Raw genomic sequence first — 22,171 nt, 5'->3', positions numbered from 1 at the left:
TGGGACCGGGCAAGATCACGCTTTCACCATTGACTCGAACAATTGTTCGAATTAGGATCTACCATCGCTGCACGGTCGATGTACTGGGATTCCGGAACGCCAAGATGTGGCCGGCCGCCAAGACGTTGCTCGAGGTGGGGGCGGCGTGGCGAATCGTGATGCTGGGCAGAGGTTTGCGGCTCCAGCCGGAGATCGCGGAAGAATTCTATGGCACCAACATCTCGGCGGAGCATGCCGCGCTCGTCATGAAATTCTGTGAGAGGCCGCCCAAGGGGCTGCCGGTAGAGGCGCTCGGTGCGTGCCGAAATGCATTGCTGCTCGCCGCATCCGGACCGTCTGCGAATACTGATGCGGTGCGCGCCGTCATTACGAGACTGGAACGCGCCCATCCCCGCCCACAATCGGGCCGGGCCGCGAGCATCCTGACCGTGGCGGCTCGTGCGCTGGCGCTGGACGATAACCGACGTCGACCGATCAGTCGTCGGAATGCGAAAGGCCGCAGACGGGACCGTGTTCCGGCTCGGACTGTTGCAGGGTGGACAGTCCCGCACTCTCGGACAACGTCAATCCTCGGGTCTCGGGGGCCCACAAGACCGAGATCGCTGCACCGAAGGCCGTGATGGCGGCGCCGAGGAGCATGGTCGTACCGACTCCCAGCGACGTGAGCGAGACTGGCACCAGATAGGTGCCGATTGCGGCGCCGATTCGGCTGAGCGAGGTAGCCAGGCCATTGGCCGAGCTCCGAATTTCAGTGGGAAACAGCTCGTTCGGATAGACCAGCTGCATGATTTGAGTCCCGCCGATGAAGATGGCGTACGCCAGGAAGAGGATCATGACCGTGACCGTTGACGAGTTCGGGAACAGACCGAGGAACAACAACGCGAACGCCGACCACAGAAAGCTGTGAATCATGAGTGGGCGACGTCCGATCTTGTTCACCAAGTATGCAGCCAGAATGCATCCCACCATGAATGTCACAGTGATGACCGCGGACCCGATCTGCTTCATGCTGTTCCCGAAACCGAGACCGTCGAGGATCACCGGAGCGAATGCATAGACAGCGAAGAGTGGAACGACCGAGGCGGTCCAATATGTCGTGACGAACAGCAACCGACCGCCGTATCCGGATCGCAGAAGGGCACGAAGATCGACGTTCGTCGACTGCTCGTCGGGAAGGTCCTCGACAGTGACATCGGGTCCGAATGCTTTCCGCAGGGCGTCGTTCGCACCGTCGGCCCGGCCCTTGCCGGCGAGCCAACGAGGAGATTCCGGTGTCCCAGTTCGGGCAAGCAGGAAGAGCACGGCAGGAGCGGCTGCGCTCACGAGCATCCAGCGCCAGTTGGCGTCGCCGAGTTGGGTCAGTAATTGTCCGCACACGTACGCGGCAGCGGCGCCGACGAACCACATGACGACGAAGTAACCGAGAATCGGCCCCCGATGCTTGTTCGGTGAGAACTCGGTCCACAGCGAAGTTGCGATCGGATAGTCGGCCCCGATGGCTACCCCGATGAGAACCCGAAGTATGAGCAGCCATACGAGCTCGTCCACGAAGAACTGGAGAAGTGAAAGGGCAGCGATCGAGCCGACGGTCGCCGTGAACGGGATTCTTCGACCGAATAGGTCGGAGATACGGCCACCGAGGATGCCTCCGACGAAGATGCCCAGCATCGACGAGATGCCGACCACGCCTTGCGCGGCGGTGGTCAATCCCCACTCGGTGGACATGTGCACCATTGCGACCCCGATGATCGACAGCACGTAACCGTCGAGGAATGGGCCGCCCGAAGCGGAGAACGCAAGCCGCTTGTGGAATGCCGACAGCGGGGCGTCGTCGAGAGCGTGTGTCGTCATCGAGTGTTCCTTGTCGAAGTAGGCCTTCGCGGTCGTCCGAACCGATGGCGAACCACCGAGTTTCGAGGGCAACCAGATTAGATCACAGATCACACTAGATGTTGCGTTTGGCCTGTTGACGGAGAAGGTGTATCCGTGCGCGCAGGAATCGGCACGGGGGTCGTCAGGGGTTGTCCGCGTGGGTGGTCGTGTCCTGCCTCGTCACGGCCGCCGCGGTGTCGTAGAGATCTCGCCAGCCGACGAGCACCTGATGCACGGTCTCGGCGCCGTGCAACGGGTCGGGGGGTGCGGGCAGGTCGGCGGGATAGACGAGAAACGGGGTGCTCTGCGGTCCGCCCATCCCGCCGTGCGAGCCGACCTGCTCCTCGAACGCCGCGACCTCGTCGGTCTCGGGCCAGTACGCGCCGCCGACCATGATGTCGGCGACGTTGTCGAAGGTGTCGGTGCGCCGGATTTTCGCCAGCGCGTCGGGGCCCATCGCCGCGAGCGGGTTCTGGCCGGTGACCTCGCCGGTGGTCACGTCGACCTGCCCGTGCGGCCCGAGCACCACCGACCCGCCGGGGGCGGTAACGAGCAGGAAGCCGATCCCGGGATGCTCGCGCAGACCGGTGAGCAGACCGGGGTGGGCGGCCTCGATGGCGTTCACGTCGGCGCGTCCGGGCAACCGGGGGAAGTAGACCAGGCCGAGGTTGCCCGAGCCGAGCACGATCGGCTCGCCCGCGACGGTATGCGTCTCCTCGCCGGCGGTCGGTGAGTGCACGCTGGCCGCGGCGTAACCGCGCCCCTCCGCCCCGGGTTGTGGTGAGATGCCGGATTCGCGCTCGTACCAATGTCGCTTCACCTCGGCCGGTTCGCGTCGCGCAGCGAGCCGGACAACCAACTGCCCCAACGTTTCCCCGTAGCGCTGCAGGAATGTGGCGCCCTGACTCTGCCCGTGGTCGGACAGCACGACGACGCGGTAGGTCCGATCGGCCTGATCCACCACGGCGAGCAGCATCTCGATGACGTCGTCGAGTTTGGTGAGCACCGCGAGCGTTTCGGGCCGGGAGATGCCGGAGTGGTGCGACACCTCGTCGTAACCGATCAGGTCGGCGTAGACGACGCTGCGCCCCTTGATCAGATCGCCGACCACCGCGGCCGCGGACACGTCGGTGGCGAGCACGGTCGCGAACGCCCGCACGAGGGGGTAGACCCCGCCCCGCGGCACCCGCGGCCTGACGTCCTTGCGCTTCTGCCGCAGTGACTGGCGTAGTTCGCGTTGCAGTTCCGCGACCATCCGGATGAACGTGCGCAACGCGCTGGCCGGATCGGCGAAATAGCTGCTGTAGCCGGCCCCGCCGCCGAGGCGGGCACCGCGCATCCGGCTGACGACGAGCACATTGTCGTGCGCGCCGCCGGTGAACAGGTTGCCCCGACTGGCACCGTCGTGTGCCAGCAGTCCGGGAATGTCGGATCGTTCGAGTTCACGCTCTTCGTTGTCGGCGGGATTGCTGAACACCGAGATGCGCTCGGTCGTCTTGTCGTACCAGCGGAACGCAGGCACGTTGTGATTGGAACCGTGCAGCACGCCCAACTGGGTCGCACCCGTCTGACTGCTCCAGTCGGTGTGCCACGGCACCAACCGGTGGGTCTCGCGCACCAACTTCGCCAGCCCGGGCGTGACGCCGTCGGCGATCGCGCGACGCAGCACGTCGTAACCGAGGCCGTCGATCTGGATGCACAACAGCCCCGGGGGCGCGTCCACGAGCGCGGCGTTGCGCCGCAACCGGAACCGCTGTCGGCGCACCTGCATCAGTCGGTACGCGGTGTCGGAGCGGGACGCGATCGCGCCCGAGACGACGGAGGTGAACAGCGAGAGCAGCGCCGCGAGGACGAACGCATCGCTCATCTGATCCACCGACGCGACCGGCACCAGGTAGAGCGTCAACAGCATCATCACCCCGCCGGCGAAGAACACCCCGACGAACAACAGCACCGGGCCGATCCACGACATGAACCGCATCATCACCGGCCACAGCGCGGCGTTGAGCAGGCCGAACACCAACGCGAGCGCCAGCGCGGCCGGGAGCGTCGGCAGCGGCGCGAAGCTCGACCGGTCCAGCTCGATGCCGCCGAGGATGCGGTCGAGCACGATGAGCGCGAGTGCGGACGCCCCCCAGAGCACGAGGAACTCGACGAGCACCCGCACCACGCCGCCCACCGTGCGCATCGCACCCCCTTCCCTCGTCTGGAATCGTAAGGGTGGTGAGCGCGACTCCGGGTTCGAATGCCGCCGCATTCGGTGTGCGCTGGCTCGGACATGCCAGCGCGCTGATCGCGGACCGGGGGACGGTCGTCCTCACCGATCCGGTGCTGACCGACCGCGTGGCGCACCTGCGCCGCCGCCGGGGGCCCTCGCCGATCGGGCCGCACGTGCGTAACCCGGACGCCGTCCTGCTCTCCCACCTGCATGCCGACCACACCCACCTGCCGTCGTTGCGGCTGCTGGATCCGCACGTTCCGATCGTCGCCCCGTGGCGGGCGGTCGACGGACTGCCCGCGCTGCGCCAGTTCGCGGACCGCCTGGTGCTGCTGCGGCCCGGCGAGGAGACGAGGATCGGCACGGTCACCGTGCGCGCGGTGCCCGCGCGGCACGACGGCCGGCGGTGGCGGCGCGGCCCGGAGGTCGCGCCGGCGGTCGGGTACGTCGTCGAGGGCGACCGGCGGACCTATTTCGCCGGCGACACCGACCTGTACCCGGACCTCGCCGATCACGTCGGCCCGGTGGACGTCGCGCTGCTACCGGTCGGGGGCTGGGGTCCGACCCTCGGCAAGGGGCATCTCGACCCGCCCCGGGCCGCGGACGTGGCGCGGCAGGTGGAGGCGGGCCTGGCGGTGCCGATCCACTTCGGCACGCTGTGGCCGCTCGGCCTCGACGCCGTGCGCCCCCGGTTGTTCTTCGGTCCGGGCGCCGAGTTCGTCCATCACGCCGAGCGGGCGGGGGTCGTCGCGGTGGAGTTGCACCCGGGTGGAGAACTCGGCCCAGGTTTGCCGGGGACGCACCGAGCGTGAACCCGGTGGCCCGGACGGCCGTCGTTCGAGATTCAGACCTCGGCCGCGACGGGCGGCTTGACCCCGACCACCGGGCACTGCGCCTCGAGGAGGACCCGCTGGGCGACGCTGCCCATGAGGAGTTTGCCGACGGGGGAGCGTCGCCGCATGCCGAGGACGAGGAGTTCGGCCGCGGAGTCGTAGGACGCGTCGATGAGGTTGTCGGCGTGGGAGCGGTCGGGTTCGTTTCGTGCGACGGAGAAGTCGACTCCGGCCGCGTCCGCTTCTTCTCGGGCAGAATGCAATTCGGTGTCGAACCCGGATGCCGAGGCGCTGTCGCCGTCGGCGATCACGACGAGATCTGTTGCGCGCATGCGGGCTTCGGCGAAACCGAAGGCCAGCGCCCCGCGACCTTCGACCGTCGGAACGTAACTGAGAATGACGCTCATCGTGACCTCGGCTCGAGTACGGGGGTGGTGAGGGTGCCGTCGGCGAGGTACTCGTCGAGGTTCTGCAGGGTGAGGGCCTCCATCGCGGCCCGGGTCTGGGTGGTGCCGCTCCCGACGTGGGGAAGCAGGACGACGGTGTCGAGTGCGAGGAGTGCCTCGGGAACCTGCGGTTCCCGGGCGAACACGTCCAGTCCGGCGCCGGCCAGCTTGCGCTCGGTGAGCAGTTCGACGAGTGCGTCCTCGTCGACGACGCTTCCGCGTGCCACGTTGATCAGGTAACCGTCGGGGCCCAGTGCCTCGAGGACGTTGCGGTCGACCAGTTTCGCGGTGCCCTTGCCTCCCGCGGCGGCGACGATCAGCACGTCGACCCGGGCCGCGAGTTTCACCGCCGAATCGACGTACGCGTACGGGGAATCGGGCACCTCGCGCCGATTGTGGTAGGAGATCGTGCACCCGAATCCGGTGAGCCGGGCGGCGATGGCGGAGCCGATGCGGCCGAGTCCGATGATGCCGACGCGGGTTCCGCTCACCTTCCTGGTGAGGGGGGAGTTGCCCTCGGCGGGCCACCGGCCTGCGCGCACGAAGCGGTCGGCGGCGGAGAATCCGCGGAGGGTGTCGATCAGCAAGCCGACCGCGGTGTCGGCGACGCAGTCGGTGAGAACGTCGGGTGTGTTGCTCACGCCGATGCCGAGTTCCTCCGCGAGCGCGACATCGGTTGTGTCGTAACCGACTCCGAAGTGGATGATGGCGCCGAGGTTCGGCAGGGCGGTCATCAGCGCGGCGTCGACGCCGGTGCGGCCGGACGTCACGATGGTGGTGACGGCATCGGCGTGCTCGGCGAGGAAGTCGGCGCGGCCGTCGCCGAGGGGAAGGTCGAGGGCGTCGTACTTCTCCGACAGCGTTGCGGCGAGAGACGGCTTCAGTGGCCCGACCTTCAGGACGCGACCGCCCGAAACGGTCTGTACGGCAGCTTCTTTCACGGACGCCTCTGCGGTCACCATCGTGCCTCCTGACGAGTGGTGGCACGACTCTACGCACCACCGGTTACCCGTACGGTAGGCGGCGCTCGGAATGGCTGTCCAACACGTAAATAACATGGATCGATACCCAAACGGCATGGGTTGCGGGCCTGCTGACGTGCGCAGATGCCGAAGGGTCCCGAACGTGCCGGTCAGAGACGTGCGGCAGTGATCGCGCTCTCCCCGGAACGTGCCTGTGACTGCCCTCACGGACGGTCGGGCGCCGTTTTCCGCTGTTGACGCCTCTCCGGGCCGCTCATAGCGTGTGTCTACCGTCACAGGCGGGCCCTCTTCACTCGCGTCGAGTCCGACACATCCCTACGGAGGACACCATGAGCCCTGCACGTTCGCTGCAGCAGGGAACCCGTTACCGCGTCGTCGTCGCGGCCACCGCCGCAATCACGGTGCCGGCTCTGGTCACCGGTTGCTCGGTGGCCAACTCGAGCCACAGCGATGCCGCCAGCCCCGACACCCTGCGCATCGTGCTCCCGCAGGAGCCCCCCACGCTCGAACCGTGCGACGCGTCCCTCACGTCCACCGGCGTCGTGGTGCGCTCGAACATCACCGAACCGCTCGTCGAGCGCAACGCCGACACGGGCTACCTCGAACCCAAGCTCGCCGATTCGTGGGAGCAGACCTCGCCCACCGTGTGGACGTTCCGGATCCACCCGGGAGTCACGTTCAGCGACGGCAGCGCATTCGACGCCGAGGACGCCGCGTTCTCCATCGATCGGACGGTCAACTCGTCGATCGGCTGCGACGTCGACGGTTACGTCTTCGGCGACGACGCACTGGTGGTCAAGGCAGTCGACCCGATGACGGTGACGGTCGAGACCCCGGCCGCCGATCCCATCCTGCCGCTGCGGATCTCCTTCGTGGAGATGGTGCCGACGACGACGAGCTCCGACGACAAGGTGCGCGACCCGATCGGCACCGGTCCCTACAAGGTCGACTACTGGGACCACGGGCAGCGACTGTCCCTGGTACGCAACGACACCTACTGGGGTGAGGCTCCCGAGTACGCGCGGGCGATCTACCAGTGGCGCACCGAGGGCAGCGTGCGGGCGGCGATGGTGGTGAACGGCGAGGCCGAACTCGCCACGTCCCTCGGCCCGGAGGACGGTGCCGGCGACCTCGGCGCCGCGTATCCCAACAACGAGACCACCGCGCTGCGCATCGACGGCACCCAGGCGCCGCTCGACGACTACCGCGTCCGGGAGGCCATCGATCTGTCCGTCAACCGGCCCGGCATCGTCAAGGCCCTGTTCCAGGGTCTCGGTGAGCCGGCCGGGCAACTCGTCGGGAGCAGCATCGTCGGGTTCGATCCCGACCTCGAACCGACGGAGTACGATCCCGACCGCGCCGCGCGGCTGGTGGCGGAGGCCAAGGCCGACGGTGTGCCCGTCGACCGGCAGATCCGGCTGATCGGGCGCACCGGGCAGTTCCCCAAGATCAACGAGACCGTCGAGGTGATCCAGAATTCGCTGAGCAAGGCGGGTCTCGACGTGAAGATCGAGATGATGGACACGGCCGCGCAGTTGCAGTACCAGGTGCGGCCGTACCCGCAGAGCGGGCCGGTGATGCTGGTGATCCAGCACGGCAACCAGGCCGGCGACGCGCAGTTCACCGTCGACCAGTACATGCGCAGCGACGGGTACCAGAGTTACTTCGGCACTCCCGGTTTCGACGCGCAGATCGATGCGGCCGAAAACGCTGTGGGGGAAGCCCGGCAGAACGCGTTCGCCGACGTCCTGGCGAACGAACCGAAGGACGTTCGGCAGTTCGCGTACATCGCTCACATGAACGGTGTGCTCGCGAAGTCCCCGACCGTGGCCTACACCCCCAACTCCGCGACCGGCGACGAGATGCGCCTGAGCGAGATGACGCACGCGGACGCACCCGCGAACGGTTAGCACCCTCTTCCCAGCCCACCCGGAGGAACCATGATGTCCCATCCGCACCCGATCCGAAGGCGGTGAGCGATGTTCGCCTTCCTGCGTCGTCGGATCTATACCAGCCTCGTCCCCCTGCTCGTCGTGCTCTTCGGAGTGTTTCTGCTCGCCCGGCTCACCGGCGACCCGACCAACCTCTACCTGCCGGTGTCCGCGACGCCGGACCAGCGAGCCGAGTTCGCCGCCGAGAACGGCCTCGACAAGCCGGTTCTGAGCCAGATGGCCGACTATCTGTCGGGGGTCGCGCACCTCGACTTCGGGGAGTCGCTGCGGACGGGCGAATCCGCCGCGACGATGGCCCTGCGCGCGTTCCCCGCCACCCTGCAACTGGCGTTCTTCACGATGCTGCTCGCGATCATCGGCGCCGTCGTGATCGGCTGCTGGGCGGCGTACCGGCCGAATTCGCTCGCCGACCGGATCTCCAGCCTGTTGTCGATGACCGCGGCCAGCATCCCCGACTTCTGGTTCGCGATCACCGGGGTGTGGATCTTCGCGGTCGTGCTCGGGGTGCTCCCGACGTCCGGCACCGGGAGTGCGCTGTCGTGGATCCTGCCGATCGCGACGCTGCTGATCCGTCCGCTCGGCGTGCTCACCCAGGTGGTCCGCGGCGCGATGGTGTCGGCACTGTCGGCACCATACGTACGTCTTGCCCGCAGCAAGGGCGCCGGCGACCTGCGGGTCGTCACGCATCACGCGCTCCGCAACGCCGCCGCACCGGCGCTGACCGTGGCCGGCGACCTCACCGTCGGCCTGGTCAACGGCGCCGTCGTCGTCGAGGCGATCTTCGGGTGGCCCGGCATCGGCAAACTGATGATCGACGCGATCCTGCAGCGCGATTTCGCGGTCCTGCAGGCGGCGGTGCTCCTCACCGCGGTCAGCATCTTCGTTCTCAACATCCTGATCGACGCGGGTTACGCGCTTCTCGATGCGCGTGTGCGCGAGAAGTCCAAGGTCTAGGAGGCCGCCGACATGTCCATAGACAACGCTCCCCGCCTGGGCGGGGCCGGCGGGGCCGGCGAGGCCCTCACGAGCCCCGGCGAGACCCCGGACCTCGCCGCTTCCGCCGACGACGCCGTCCCGCCGCGGCCCCCGCGGAGCAAGACCCCGCTGTGGCGGCTGCTCCTGCGCGACCGGATGGCCACGACGGCGGCCGCGCTCCTGGTGTTCGTGTTCCTCGTGGCCGTCTTCGGCCCGTGGCTCGTCGGCGACGCCGCGACCGATCAGAACCTCGACCGGTCCACCCTCGCACCGTTCGACGTGGCCAACGGGTGGATGAACATCCTCGGCACCGATCCGCTGGGCCGCAGCATGCTGGCCCGGTTGATCGTCGCGTGCCGCACCACGCTCCTGGTGGCGCTGCCCGCGGTCGCGCTGTCCTGCATCGTCGGGTCGCTCATCGGCATGTGGGCCGGCTACCACCGCGGCTGGCGGGAGACGACGGCGATGCGGGTCGCCGACGTGATCATGAGTTTCCCGTCGCTGCTCATGGCCGTCGTCGTGCTGTACGTGTTCTCACCCAGCGCCGCGAACATCGTTCTGGTGCTTGCGATCACCCGCATCCCGATCTACCTGCGCACCGCCCGCGCGGAATCGGCGGAACTGCAGAGCCGGTTGTTCGTCGACGCCGCACGCACGTTCGGCGCCCGCAGCGGTGCGGTGATCCGCAGGCACGTGTTCCCGATCCTGCTGCCCACCCTGCTCACCGTCGCGACGCTCGACTTCTGCTACGTGATGCTCGCCGAGTCGTCGCTCAGCTTCCTCGGCATCGGCATTCAGCCGCCCGAGATCAGCTGGGGCCTGATGGTGTCGCAGGGCCGCACCTACCTGCAGACGGCGTGGTGGCTGTCGTTCTTCCCCGGTCTCGCCATCGTGGTCACCACCGTATCGGCCACGGTGCTCGCCGCGTGGGCCCGGATCGCCACCGACCCCGCCCAGCGCTGGCGCCTCACCGCCCCGCGGTCGCGTCGCTCCCGGCTGTTCCCCACCCGAAAGGTCGTCTCATGAGTGCACCTGCACCGGCCGTCGACACACCCGGCATCGCCGACACCGACCGTGTCGCACTGGAGGTCGCCGATCTGACGGTCGACCTCCGCACCTCCGCGGGTACCGTCCGCGCCGTCGACCACGTGTCGTTCACCGCCCGGCGCGGGGAGACGCTCGCGTTGCTCGGCGAGTCGGGGTGCGGCAAGTCGATGACCGCGCAGGCGCTGGCCGGTCTGCTCGAACCGATCGCCGACGTCACCGACGGTTCGGTCCACCTCGGCGACGTCGACCTGGTGACGGCGAAGGCCCGGACCCGCCGCACCCTCGCCGCCACCGAACTCGCCATCGTGTTCCAGGACGCGCTCACCGCGCTCAACCCGGTCTACACCGTCGGCAAGCAACTGGCCGAGCCGTTCCGGATCCACCGCGGCATGTCGTCGAAAGAAGCGCGCCGGGAAGCGGTCTCGTTGATGCAGCGGGTCGGGATTCCCGAACCCGAGTCGCGGGTCGACTCCTACCCGCACCAGTTCTCCGGCGGCATGCGGCAGCGACTGTTGATCGCGATGGCCGTCGCGCTCAGTCCCACGGTGCTGCTCGCCGACGAGCCGACGACGGCACTCGACGTCACGGTGCAGGCGCAGATCATGTCGTTGCTGCGGGACCTCCGCACCGAACACGACATGGCCGTCATCCTCATCACCCACGACCTCGCGCTGGTCGCGGAGGAGGCCGACCGGGTCGCGATCATGTACGCGGGCAACGTCGTCGAAACCGGACCGGTCGCCGAGGTCTTCTCCTCGCCGCGGCACCCGTACACGAAGGGGCTGCTCGATTCGGTTCCGGTGCACGCGGTCCGCGGCGAAGACCTGAAGTCCATCGGCGGCACCCCACCCGATCTGCATTCCATCCCGTCCGGCTGCGTCTACCAGGCGCGCTGCCCGCTGGCCCGCGACCTGTGCCAGACCACCCGGCCGCCGCTCGCCGACGTCGCCGCAGGCCGGCGCTCCGCCTGCCACTTCCCCGAGGAGGTCTGACATGTCCGAGTCGATTCTGCAGGTGCGGGACCTCACCAAGACGTTCAAGGTGCCCGCGAACAAGGCGGGCAAGAATCAGCTGCGCGCGCTCGACGGCATCGACCTCGACCTGGCCCGCGGCGAGACCCTCGGACTCGTCGGCGAATCGGGTTGTGGCAAGTCCACTCTCGCCCGCACACTGATGATGCTCGAGCGGCCCGACTCCGGTTCGGTGACGTGGGACGGTCTCGACCCGTTCTCCCTGAAGGGCAAGGATCTGCTGGCCCTGCGCCGCCGGGTGCAGATGGTGTTCCAGGACCCTTACGCGTCGCTGAACTCCCGGATGTCGGCGGCCGACATCATCGCCGAGCCGTGGCGCACCCACAAGACGATGTACAAGACGAGCCGCGACCGGGCGGCCCGGGTGCGCGAACTTTTGCACCTGGTGGGTCTGCGGCCCAGCGACGAGCACCGGTACCCGCAGGAGTTCTCCGGCGGCCAGCGTCAGCGTCTCGGCATCGCCCGCGCGCTGGCGTTGAACCCGAGCGTCGTCGTCTGCGACGAACCCGTGTCGGCGCTCGACCTGTCGGTTCAGGCGCAGGTGCTCAACCTGCTCAACGACCTGCAAAAACAACTCGGCATCTCGTACGTGTTCATCTCCCACGACCTGTCCGTGGTCCGGCACGTCGCCGACCGCGTCGCCGTGATGTATCTCGGCCGGATCGTGGAAACGGGTGCGACGGACGCCGTGTTCGACCGCCCCGCCCATCCGTACACCGAGGCGTTGATGTCGGCGGCGCCGAAACTGGACGCCGGATCCCGGGGCAGGCGCATCATCCTCGACGGTGAGGTGCCCTCCCCGCTGAACCCGCCGTCGGGTTGCCGGTTCCGCACCCGCTGCGCCCATGTTTCGGACATCTGCGCGAGCATCGTTCCGCCGGCGGCGGTCGACGAGCGCGAGAACGGCCACGTCGCCGAATGCCACCACCCACGACGTCCGGTCGCACTCGGCGTCCCGGCCACGGTCGGGTGAGCGGGGCCGGGTTCGCGATCATCGCGTCGGCGGTGTTCCTCGCGTCCTGCATGCAGGCGTCGATCGGGTTCGGGATGGGCATGCTCGCGGCACCCGTCGTCGCGCTGGTCGATCCGAGCCTGCTGCCGGGCACGCTGATCATGACGGCGACGGTCGTCACCGTGATGGTGGTGTGGCGGGAGCGCGAAGCGCTGGATCTGGCCGGCACCGGGTGGGCCCTCGCCGGCCGGGTGCCGGGCACGATCGCGGGGGCGTTGCTCCTGGTGTCGTTGCCGGAACGCGGGCTGTCGCTGCTGCTCGCGGCCGTGGTGCTGGCGGGGGTGGTGTTCGCGTGGCTGGGCTGGGCACCGCCGCCCCGACGCCGGAACCTCGCGGTCGCGGGCGCGGCGTCGGGTCTGCTGGGCACGGCGACGTCGATCGGCGGTCCGCCGATGGCGCTGGTGATGCAGGGGTCGAAGGGCGCCCAACTGCGCGGCAACATGAGCGCTTTCTTCCTGGTGGGCTCGTCGCTGTCGGTTGCCGTTCTCGCCGTCACCGGGTCGGTGCATCGCGAGTCGGCGGTGGCGTTCCTGATGCTGATCCCGGCGACGGTGCTCGGCTACGTGGCGTCACGGTTCGTGAACCGCCACCTGGACGCGGCCCGCCTGCGCCGGGCGTCCATCGCCGTGTCCTGTGTGGGCGCGGTGATGCTGATCGGACAACAACTTTTGTGATGCAGAGTCTGCATCGGTCGATGCTCAACAAGTCTTGGACATGTATCGATCGAGCCACTTAGAGTTTTCGTGGTGAGGCGCCTCACGGGCGGCGCTGCGCTGTGAAGGAAGGTCTTCGGAAAATGAGTACATCGAGCACCCCGGTGGTCACCGACATGCGCGTGATCCCGATCGCGGGCCACGACAGCATGCTCCTGAACCTGTCCGGCGCGCATGCCCCCTACTTCACCCGGAACCTGGTGATCCTCACCGACTCCGACGGCAACACCGGTGTCGGTGAGGTGCCCGGCGGTGAGCCGATCCGCCGCACGCTCGAGGACGCCCGCGCGATCGTGACCGGGCGCAGCATCGGCGAGTACAACGGCGTGCTCGCCGACCTGCGCCGCGCGTTCGCCGACCGGGACGCCGCCGGCCGCGGAAACCAGACGTTCGACCTCCGGATCGCGATCCACGCGGTCACCGCGGTCGAGTCGGCGCTCCTCGATGTTCTCGGGCAGCACCTCGGCGTCCCCGTCGCGGCCCTCCTGGGCGACGGACAGCAGCGTGAGAAGGTGCAGGCACTCGGCTACCTGTTCTTCGTCGGCGACCGCAACAAGACCGACCTCGACTACCAGTCGGGCGAAGGGGAGTCGGACGACTGGCTGCGCCTGCGGCACGAGGAGGCCCTCACCCCCGACGCCGTCGTACGACTCGCGGAGGCAGCGCACGCCCGGTACGGATTCGCGGACTTCAAGCTCAAGGGCGGTGTGCTCGCACCCCGCGACGAGGCGGCCGCGGTCACGGCACTGGCCGAACGGTTCCCCGACGCCCGGGTCACCCTCGACCCGAACGGCGGCTGGCTGCTGTCCGAGGCCATCGAGACGTGCCGCGGCCTGAAAGACGTGCTCGCCTATGCCGAAGACCCCGTCGGTCCCGAGGGCAGCTTCTCCGGCCGCGAGGTGATGAGCGAGTTCAAGCGCGCCACCGGACTGCCCACGGCCACCAACATGATCGCCACCGATTGGCGCGAGATGGGGCACACCATCCGCTCCGGCGCCGTCGACATCCCGCTCGCCGATCCGCACTTCTGGACGATGAACGGATCCGTCCGGGTCGCGCAGCTGTGCGACGCGTGGGGCCTCACGTGGGGTTCGCATTCCAACAACCACTTCGACGTGTCCCTCGCCATGTTCACCCACGTCGCGGCCGCGGCGCCCGGCGACATCACCGCCATCGACACGCACTGGATCTGGCAGGACGGTCAGCGGATCACGAAGGCGCCCTACGAGATCGACGGTGGCTACCTCACGGTGCCGACGACGCCGGGTCTCGGTGTGGAACTCGACATGGACCGCGTCGAGGCCGCCCACGAACTGTATCGGCAGAAGGGGCTCGGCGCCCGCGACGATTCGGTCGGCATGCAGTTCCTGGTGCCGAACTGGACGTTCGACAGCAAGAAGCCCGCGCTGGTGCGCGCCTGATGAAGGTCGTCGTCGGCGACCGGAACCTGCTGCCGCACCGCGACCTGTTCGAATCCGGGCTGCCGTCCGGAGCCGCGGTGTCCTGGCATCGGACGTTCGAGGAGGCGGCGATCGTCGCCGACCTGAGCGACGCCGACGTGTACGTGGGCGGCCGGTTCACCGCCGCGATGGCCGCGGCCGCGCCGAAACTCCGCCTCCTGCACGTGGCGGGCGCGGGCACGGACAAGGTGGAATTCGCCGCCCTCCCCGCCGACACCGTGGTGGCCAACACTTTTCACCACGAGGATTCCATCGCCGAGTACATCGTGTCGGCGGCGCTGATGCTGCGCCGCGGGTTCCTGAGTCAGGATCGTGCGCTGCGCGGTGACCGGTGGGCCACCTCGGTGTACGACGACGGCCTCGCGCAGTCCCGGTCGATGCGCGGTGCCCGCGTCGGATTCGTCGGCTTCGGCCACATCGGCAGTCGGGCGTGGAACCTGCTGCGCGCCTTCGGTGCCGACGGCTGCGCCGTGACCGGTCGCGGCACCGTCGACGCCGCCGCCGAGGGGATCGAGTGGGCGGGGGACAACGCGTCGCTCACCCGCCTGATGTCGGAATCCGACGTGGTGGTGGTGTCGGCACCGCTCAACGACCACACCCACGGCATGATCGGCGCCGCGGAACTCCGGGCGCTCGGGCCCGACGGCGTCCTGATCAACGTCGGACGCGGACCGCTCGTGCAGGAACGGCCGCTCTTCGACGCGCTGGCCGCGCGCGGCATCGCAGCCGCGGCCATCGACGTGTGGTACTCGTACCCCGATGCCGGCGGGGCCGGTGCGCCCAGTGCGCTGCCCTTCCGCGACCTGCCGAACGTCCTGATGACGCCGCACTCGTCGGGCGTCACCGACCACACGTTCGTCGGACGGGTCGGCGACATCACCGACAACATCCGCCGGCTCGACACGGGGCGGACGGTCCTGCGGGTGGTCCGCCCCAGGACCGTCTGAGAATCCGTCAACTCTCGGTCGGCGGCGTCATGGACACGACAGGACCCGTGGCGCGGCCCTTCTCGTCCAGGATGTGTCCCAGATGTTTCCCGATCTGCATGACCACCGATCGATCCGCCACCCGGGCTCCGGGCAGGAGCTTCTCGAGAAGTAGTTCGAACCGGTGGACGTCGTTCAGGGTGCGCAACCACACCGCCATGATGAGGTTGTATTCGCTGGCCACGAGCACCGCCAATCGCACCTCCTCGATCCTGCCGAGCGAGGTTCGCAGCCGCTCGACCAGCGGAGCGGGAACCTGCATGAAGTACCACGCGTAGATCGGCCACTCGGAGTACGCCCGGGCGATGTCGGTGCGCAGCCGGAGGGAACCGTCCCGCCGCATCGTCGCGATCGCGTCGGTGATGCGCTGGTTGCTGACGCCGGTGCGCTCGGCGATCGCCGTGGCCGGTGCGCGGCCGTCGAGGCCGAGTTCGTGGTGGATCACGCGTTTCAGGGCGGGGGAGACCGTCCGCGCGGCGCGGGGGCGCGGCGCTCTGGCACCGGGAACCTGCGCGGCCTGCGCCGGGGACAGGGTGCGCAACCGCCAATTCCCGGCCTCGAACAGCACCTCGGTGATGAGGTGGGTGCGGGCCCGCCGGATCGCCGGGTACTCCCCGAGCCGGTGCAGCAGAAATCGCGAGGTGTCCGCTGAATCCTGCGCCATCAACGTGAGCAGGAGGTCGCGTCCACCCGCGGTGAAGTCGATGCCGGAGACCAGGGGATCGTCCGCCAGCGCCTGTGCGGTGCCGACGGATTGACCGGGTGCGCAGTCGATTTCGATCAGGGCGCCGCGCCCCGGCACCCCGGCGTCGTATCCGGTGATCCAGATCAGACCGGCGTCACGGAGCCGTTGATACCGCCGCGACAGCGTCACCGGATCGACGGCGAGGATCGGTGCCAGCGCCTTCCAGGATGCCCGCGGTTCGATCTGCAATGCATGCATGAGTGCGAAATCGACATCATCTGGCTCGTAATCCTGCATGTCCCGTCCTTCAGTGCCGATAATGCTGCAAATTTACATGACGGAATCCAGGGGGCGTCACTCTTCCACCAGTCACTTTCCACTCATCCTCTTGGAGTCGACATGAGTTCTTCGCGCCACATCCGGGGAGGCGACGCTGCCACGGCAGCGGTCGGATTCCTCGTGGTCATGGAGTTCGCCAGCGGTCTGTTGCAGGGGTGGTTCTCCCCGCTGCTCCCCGCCATCGGCGAACGCTTCGACGCGTCGCCCGCAGCCTTGAACTGGGTGAGCGCGATGTATCTACTGGGAACGGCTGCCTGCGTCCCGCTGATCGCGAAACTCGGTGATCTCTTCGGGCACAAGCGTCTTCTCGTCGTCGCCACCGCGTCCGTAGCGCTCGGTTCGTTCGTCGTGGCGCTGGCGCCCTCGTTCGCCTGGCTGCTCGTGGGCCGGGCCCTGCAGGCACCCCTCGCGGCGTTCCTTCCGCTCGAGTTCGCGATCGTGCGGGACCGCAACGCCGCCACGGCGGGCCGGAGCATCGGCCGCCTCGTCGGGTCGCTGACGCTGGGCGCTGCCGTCGGCGGTCTGCTGTCCGGGTTCCTGCTGGACTCCGTGATCGACGACGTGAAGGTCGTGCTGCTCGTTCCCGCCGTCCTCATGACGATCTGCCTGGCAGTGGTGTACTTCCTCGTCCCGGAAACGACGGTACGCAAGGCGGGCACCGTCGACTGGGCGGGTGCGGTTCTGCTCACGGTGGGTCTGCTCGGCGTGCTGGGCGGGGTGTCCAACGCGAGCACCTGGGGTTGGACGAGCGCCCTGACGTGGGCGGCCGTCGGCGCCGGGACCGTGGTTCTCGTCCTGTGGGTGTTCGTGGAACGACGAGTCCAGCACCCCCTCGTGGATCTCGAGGTCATCGGAGGAGGGATGCGGATACCGATGTTGATGGCGTTGCTCTTCGGCGCCCAGTTGTTCGGCGTCCAGACCCCCAGCGCCCTGTTCCTCCGTGCCACCCCGGTGACCAACGGCTACGGGATGGGCGTCACCGCGTCGATCACCGGTCTGATCCTGGCGCTGTTCGCGCTCGCCATGTTCGTCGGCGCGGCGGCGAGCGACCGGCTCGCCCGATCGGCGCTCACCGTGCCCGGATCCCTCGCACTGGGCGCGGCCCTGGCGGCCGTCGCCTACGTGCTGATGATCTTCGTACCGGGGACCCCGGTGACCTTCGCCCTGTGGCTGGTCGTCGCGGGACTGGGCGGCGGCGTGGTGGTCGGGGTGCTGCCCACCGTCATCGTGCAGCAGGCCCCGCCGGATTCGGTCGGCATCGCGTCCGGCCTCTACAACACGTCCCGGACCGCCGCGGGCGCGGTGGCCGGCGCCGTGTTCGCCCTCCTGATGTCGTCGATGGTGACCCCGTCGCTGACCGCCGGCGGCAAGCAGATCCCGTCGCTGGGTGCGTATCACGTGGTGTGGGGAGTGTGCGCGGCGCTGTGCGTCGCCACGGCCCTCCTGGCGCGGAAACTGCGGACACCCACGCCGGTCACCGAAAACGGCACCTCGCCGATTGCCGGCGACGAGCAAGTGCGCGCCTGACATTCCCCTCTACACCGAACGAAAGGACCACCCGTGTCAATCGATCCACATCTCCTCGCTGCCATCGACGAGCTCGGCCCGCGGTACGCCGCCCTGAGCGACGCCATCTGGGACAACCCCGAATTGCGGTGGGAAGAACACGCCTCCGTCGACGCGCAGATCGCCGTCGCCGAATCCGAGGGTTTCGCGATCACCCGGTCGGTCGCCGGTATCCCGACCGCGTTCAGCGCCGAGGCCGGCAGCGGAGCGCCGGTGATCGCGATCGTCGGCGAGTACGACGCCCTCGCCGGACTGAGCCAGAAGGCGGGAAGCGCGGTGCCCGAACCTGATCCCGGCAACGAGTCCGGAAACGGGCAGGGCTGCGGGCACCACCTTCTGGGCGGCGGTTCGCTCCTCGCCGCGACCGCGGTCAAGCGTTACCTCGAGGCGAACGGGCTCCCCGGAACCGTCCGCTACTACGGCTGTCCGGCGGAAGAGGCGGCAGCGGGAAAGACGTTCATGGTCAAGGAGGGTGGATTCGCCGACGTCGACGCCGCGGTGTCGTGGCACCCCGGTGACACCACCACCGTGCAACGAATCCGGACGCTCGCCTACATCCAGGCATACGTCCGGTTCACCGGCATCGCCGCGCACGCCGGGGTGTCCCCCGAACGGGGGCGCAGCGCACTCGACGCCCTCGAACTGATGAACGTGGGCACCAACTTCCTGCGGGAGCACATGCCGTCGGACTGCCGGATCCACTACGCGATCCTCGACACCGGCGGCCGCTCACCCAACGTCGTCCAGGCGACCGCCGAGGCGTACTACCTGGTGCGGTCGCCCGACGTGGCCGGCATGCGCGAGTTGTTCGCCCGGGTGACGAAGATCGCCGAGGGTGCCGCGCTGATGACCGAGACGTCCGTCGAGATCGAGATCGACGGCGGCTGCTCCGACATCCTGCCCAACGTCGTGCTCGAGGATTCGATGCAGGAGCGGCTCCGCGAACTCGGGCCGGTTCCCTTCGACGCCGGCGACCTCACGTCCGCGGAAGCGTTCGTCACGAAGACGGCGTCGGGGCGCACGGCGAGCACGCTCGGCGGCGAAATCGAGGGCGACGGCAGCGCTCTGCACACCGGGATCGCCACGTTCGACGCGCGCACGCCGCGGCCGACGATGACCGGTTCCAGCGACCTCGGCGACGTCAGCTGGGTGACGCCGCTCGTGCAGTGCGCCACCGCGTGCGTCGGTGTCGGCACCGCCGCCCACTCGTGGCAGATGGTCGCTCAGGGCAAGCTTCCCGCCGCGCACAAGGGGATGATCCACGCCGCCAAGCTCATGGCCGCGACCGCGGTCGACCTCTTGACGGACGCCGAACTGCTGGCCTCGGCGCGCAAGGAGTTCACCACCCGCATCTCCGAGACCCCGTACGACTCACCGCTTCCCGGTGACATCGTCGCCCCGCCCCTGCGCGGCGCAGTCGTCGCTCCGTGATCGTCGTTCGCAACTTCCAGGAAGGAACCCACCCATGACTCTCGCCACCTCCGCAGGCGACACCACCGACGCGCGTACCGAATCGCTGAAGGGGACTGCGGCGCAGGTACTCCGGAACCACGAGGCCGGCCTGCTCGAACTCAGCCACCGCATCCACGACGCGCCCGAGATCGCGTTCGAGGAGCATCGCGCCGCCGCGCTCGTCGGCCAGGCACTCCGAGACGCCGGCTTCGACACCACCGTCGGGGTGTACGGGCTCGACACGGCCGTCGAAGCGATCTACGGCAGCGGCGACCTCACCGTCGCGATCTGCGCCGAGTACGACGCGCTGCCCGAGGTCGGACACGCGTGCGGGCACAACATGATCGCCGCCGCCGGTGTCGGCGCGGCCCTCGCGCTCGCGGCGGTCGCGGACGACGCCGGTCTCCGGATCAAACTCCTCGGCACACCCGCCGAGGAGCACGGCGGCGGCAAGATCCCCATGCTCGAAGCCGGTGCGTGGGAGGATGCCACGCTGTCCCTGATGGTCCACGGGGCGTCGGGAACGGACATGCCGTGCGCCTCGCTGTGGATGCAGGCGGTCGACCGGTTCGAGGTCACGTTCACCGGCCGCGCCGCCCATGCCGCCGGCGCCCCCGAGCACGGGATCAACGCCGGTGCCGCCGCGACGATCGCACTGAACGCCCTCGGGCTGGTCCGTCAGCAGTTCCGGGCGAAGACACGCGTCAACGCGTTCGTGTCGCACGGCGGTGAGGTCACCAACATCATCCCGGCCCGGACTGTCGTGCAGGTCGAGGTGCGCGCACCCGAGATCGAGGAATGGCGCGAGGTGAAGGAACGCGTCCTCGCCTGCTTCGAGGCGGGCGCACTCGCGACCGGCTGCGAATGGGACTACGCGGCAACGGAACCGCCGTACGCGCCGATGGTCCAGAACCCGGTGCTCGCGGCGATCTGGGACCGGAACCTGCAGGCCACCGGTCGCGAGCTGACGTCCGCCTCGCTGGGCGGCGGTTCCAGCGACATGGGCAACGTGTCCCAGGTGATGCCGGCCATCCATCCGGCGATCGCCGTCCTCGGCAGCACCGCCGTCCCGCACAACGCCGACTTCGCCGACGCCGCGGCCACTCCCGCGGCCGACGCGGCGATCCTGGACGGCGCGACAGCCCTCGCGTGGACGGTCCTCGACGTCGCGCTCGATCCCGAGGTCCGCGGTGAGCTGCTGCGCCTGCAAGCGGAACGGCCCGCGGGATTCACGCAGACCGCGAACTGGGCATGAGCGCGTACGTCTCCCTGACGGATCTCTTCTCGCTCGGCATCGGTCCCAGCAGTTCGCACACCGTCGGCCCGATGCGCGCGGTAGCGGATTTCGTCGACGGACTGCACGCGTCCGGTCGGCTCGGCCATGTCGGCAGCGTCGAATGCGTTCTCTACGGCGCCCTGGCGGCGACCGGCATCGGCCACGGAACACCTGATGCCGTCGTCGCCGGGTGGGCCGGCGCCCGGCCGGAGACGTGCGACCCCGCCGAGGTCCGGGGCGCGTGGCGACGGCTCGGCGACGGGGCCACCGTCCTTCTCGGTGGGCGGCACCCGGTGGTCGTGCGGGAACGCGACGTCGTGTTCGCGCCGCTGACCCGGATGCCGTTGCACACCAATGCCTTGCGGCTGCGGGCGTTCGACGCGGACCGTGGTGCCGTCGCCGACCGGGTGTACTACTCGGTCGGCGGCGGGTTCGTCGTCCTGGAGGATGCCGAGCCCGTGATCGACGACCGGCCCGCTGTTCCGTTCCCGTTCACGACCGCGGGTGAACTGCTGACGATCTGCGACGAGACCGGGATGAGCATCGCCGACGTCGCGGACGCGAACGAGGCAGCGCTGATCGGCGCCGCGCGGATTCCGGAGGCGGCCGACCGCATCTGGTCGGCCATGGTGTCGTGCATCGACGCCGGGGTGTCCACCGAGGGCCGGTTGCCGGGCGGACTGGACGTCGCGAGGCGGGCTCCCGGCCTGTTCCGGCGGCTCGGATCCGGGGGCCACGATGCGATCGACTGGCTGCAGACGTACGCGATGGCCGTCAACGAGGAGAACGCCGCCGGCGGACGCGTCGTCACCGCACCCACCAACGGGGCCGCCGGGATCGTCCCCGCCGTCGGCCGGTACTACGAGCAGTTCCTCGCCGACGGCAGACCGGACATCCGCGCGTTCCTGCTCACCGCCACGGCGATCGGATCGCTGGTCAAGGCGAACGCCTCCATCTCGGGAGCGGAGGCGGGCTGTCAGGGCGAGGTCGGATCGGCGTGCGCCATGGCGGCCGGGGCCCTGTGCGCGGTGCTCGGCGGGCGGCCGGCGCAAGTGGAGTACGCCGCCGAGATCGCGATGGAACACCACCTCGGGCTCACGTGCGATCCCGTCGGCGGGCTCGTGCAGATCCCCTGCATCGAGCGCAACGGCATCGCGGCGGTCACGGCACTGAGCGCGGCCCGGATGGCGCTGGGCAGCGACGGCAACCAAGTCGTCTCCCTCGACACCGTCATCGAGACGATGCGGCAGACGGGCCTCGACATGTCCGCCAAATACAAGGAGACATCCACGGGCGGTCTCGCGCTGAATGTCGTGATCTGCTGA

The 22,171-nt window shown here is 68.9% G+C and carries 18 protein-coding genes and 1 pseudogene; 14 read left to right on the top strand and 5 right to left on the bottom strand.

The window, feature by feature from the left end:
- Positions 1–62 precede the first annotated feature (62 nt).
- Positions 63–383 (top strand): annotated as a pseudogene (locus H0B43_RS41585) (HNH endonuclease); the annotation flags it as partial.
- A 91-nt stretch (positions 384–474) separates the two neighbouring features.
- Here H0B43_RS41585 and H0B43_RS16855 read toward each other — a convergent pair.
- A complete protein-coding gene (locus H0B43_RS16855; protein ID WP_185726881.1) occupies positions 475–1,851 on the bottom strand; it encodes an MFS transporter in 1,377 nt (458 codons plus the stop codon).
- A 163-nt stretch (positions 1,852–2,014) separates the two neighbouring features.
- Positions 2,015–4,060, bottom strand: coding sequence for a phage holin family protein (locus tag H0B43_RS16850; RefSeq protein WP_185726882.1), 2,046 nt, complete (start codon positions 4,058–4,060; stop codon positions 2,015–2,017).
- 35 nt (positions 4,061–4,095) lie between these two features.
- Between H0B43_RS16850 and H0B43_RS16845 the strand changes: the two genes are divergently transcribed.
- Complete coding sequence (locus tag H0B43_RS16845; protein WP_185726883.1) at positions 4,096–4,902, top strand: MBL fold metallo-hydrolase; 807 nt, start codon at positions 4,096–4,098, stop codon at positions 4,900–4,902.
- Between the two features lie 32 nt (positions 4,903–4,934).
- Here H0B43_RS16845 and H0B43_RS16840 read toward each other — a convergent pair whose 3' ends face one another.
- Together H0B43_RS16840 and H0B43_RS16835 are read right to left on the bottom strand one after the other, a co-directional pair.
- Positions 4,935–5,330, bottom strand: a complete 396-nt coding sequence (locus H0B43_RS16840; RefSeq protein WP_185726884.1) for a universal stress protein — start codon at positions 5,328–5,330, stop codon at positions 4,935–4,937.
- A complete protein-coding gene (locus H0B43_RS16835) occupies positions 5,327–6,331 on the bottom strand; it encodes a 2-hydroxyacid dehydrogenase (RefSeq protein ID WP_185726885.1) in 1,005 nt (334 codons plus the stop codon). The genes H0B43_RS16840 and H0B43_RS16835 overlap by 4 nt, the downstream gene beginning before the upstream one ends.
- 350 nt (positions 6,332–6,681) lie before the next feature.
- Between H0B43_RS16835 and H0B43_RS16830 the strand changes: the two genes are divergently transcribed.
- The 8 genes from H0B43_RS16830 (at position 6,682) to H0B43_RS16795 (ending at position 15,489) form a co-directional block, all read left to right on the top strand.
- Complete coding sequence (locus H0B43_RS16830) at positions 6,682–8,262, top strand: ABC transporter substrate-binding protein (protein WP_185726886.1); 1,581 nt, start codon at positions 6,682–6,684, stop codon at positions 8,260–8,262.
- Between the two features lie 69 nt (positions 8,263–8,331).
- On the top strand, positions 8,332–9,258 hold the full coding sequence (locus tag H0B43_RS16825) for an ABC transporter permease (protein ID WP_185726887.1): 927 nt from the start codon (positions 8,332–8,334) through the stop codon (positions 9,256–9,258).
- Between the two features lie 12 nt (positions 9,259–9,270).
- A complete protein-coding gene (locus H0B43_RS16820; RefSeq protein WP_185726888.1) occupies positions 9,271–10,305 on the top strand; it encodes an ABC transporter permease in 1,035 nt (344 codons plus the stop codon).
- A complete protein-coding gene (locus tag H0B43_RS16815) occupies positions 10,302–11,318 on the top strand; it encodes an ABC transporter ATP-binding protein (protein ID WP_185726889.1) in 1,017 nt (338 codons plus the stop codon). The genes H0B43_RS16820 and H0B43_RS16815 overlap by 4 nt, the downstream gene beginning before the upstream one ends.
- Position 11,319: 1 nt before the next feature.
- Positions 11,320–12,330 carry an ABC transporter ATP-binding protein gene (locus tag H0B43_RS16810; protein ID WP_185726890.1) on the top strand — a complete coding sequence of 337 codons (1,011 nt, stop codon included), beginning with the start codon at positions 11,320–11,322 and terminating at the stop codon, positions 12,328–12,330.
- Positions 12,327–13,043, top strand: coding sequence for a sulfite exporter TauE/SafE family protein (locus tag H0B43_RS16805; protein ID WP_185726891.1), 717 nt, complete (start codon positions 12,327–12,329; stop codon positions 13,041–13,043). The genes H0B43_RS16810 and H0B43_RS16805 overlap by 4 nt, the downstream gene beginning before the upstream one ends.
- Positions 13,044–13,165: 122 nt before the next feature.
- Positions 13,166–14,503, top strand: a complete 1,338-nt coding sequence (gudD, locus tag H0B43_RS16800) for a glucarate dehydratase (RefSeq protein ID WP_185726892.1) — start codon at positions 13,166–13,168, stop codon at positions 14,501–14,503.
- Positions 14,503–15,489, top strand: a complete 987-nt coding sequence (locus H0B43_RS16795; protein WP_185726893.1) for a 2-hydroxyacid dehydrogenase — start codon at positions 14,503–14,505, stop codon at positions 15,487–15,489. Before gudD ends, H0B43_RS16795 begins: the two co-directional genes overlap by 1 nt.
- Positions 15,490–15,496: 7 nt before the next feature.
- Here the strand turns inward: H0B43_RS16795 and H0B43_RS16790 are convergent, their stop codons facing one another.
- Entirely contained in the window at positions 15,497–16,510 is a 1,014-nt protein-coding gene (locus H0B43_RS16790) for an Lrp/AsnC family transcriptional regulator (protein WP_185726894.1), read from the bottom strand.
- A 102-nt stretch (positions 16,511–16,612) separates the two neighbouring features.
- Here H0B43_RS16790 and H0B43_RS16785 point away from each other — a divergent pair, with 102 nt between their 5' ends.
- Genes H0B43_RS16785 through H0B43_RS16770 form a run of 4 tightly spaced genes read left to right on the top strand, consistent with a single transcriptional unit; the run spans position 16,613 to position 22,171 of the window.
- Positions 16,613–18,079, top strand: coding sequence for an MFS transporter (locus tag H0B43_RS16785; protein WP_185726895.1), 1,467 nt, complete (start codon positions 16,613–16,615; stop codon positions 18,077–18,079).
- A 33-nt stretch (positions 18,080–18,112) separates the two neighbouring features.
- Positions 18,113–19,549: an amidohydrolase gene (locus tag H0B43_RS16780; protein ID WP_185726896.1), complete on the top strand. Its 1,437-nt coding sequence runs from the start codon at positions 18,113–18,115 to the stop codon at positions 19,547–19,549.
- Between the two features lie 34 nt (positions 19,550–19,583).
- On the top strand, positions 19,584–20,825 hold the full coding sequence (locus tag H0B43_RS16775) for an amidohydrolase (RefSeq protein ID WP_185726897.1): 1,242 nt from the start codon (positions 19,584–19,586) through the stop codon (positions 20,823–20,825).
- Positions 20,822–22,171: an L-serine ammonia-lyase gene (locus tag H0B43_RS16770; protein ID WP_185726898.1), complete on the top strand. Its 1,350-nt coding sequence runs from the start codon at positions 20,822–20,824 to the stop codon at positions 22,169–22,171. The genes H0B43_RS16775 and H0B43_RS16770 overlap by 4 nt, the downstream gene beginning before the upstream one ends.

Source organism: Rhodococcus sp. 4CII (genome assembly GCF_014256275.1).
In the GTDB taxonomy this organism is placed as follows: Bacteria; Actinomycetota; Actinomycetes; order Mycobacteriales; family Mycobacteriaceae; genus Rhodococcus_F; species Rhodococcus_F wratislaviensis_A.
The sequence above is the reverse complement of the archived record's forward strand: the minus strand, read 5'-3'. Positions and strand labels throughout refer to the sequence as shown.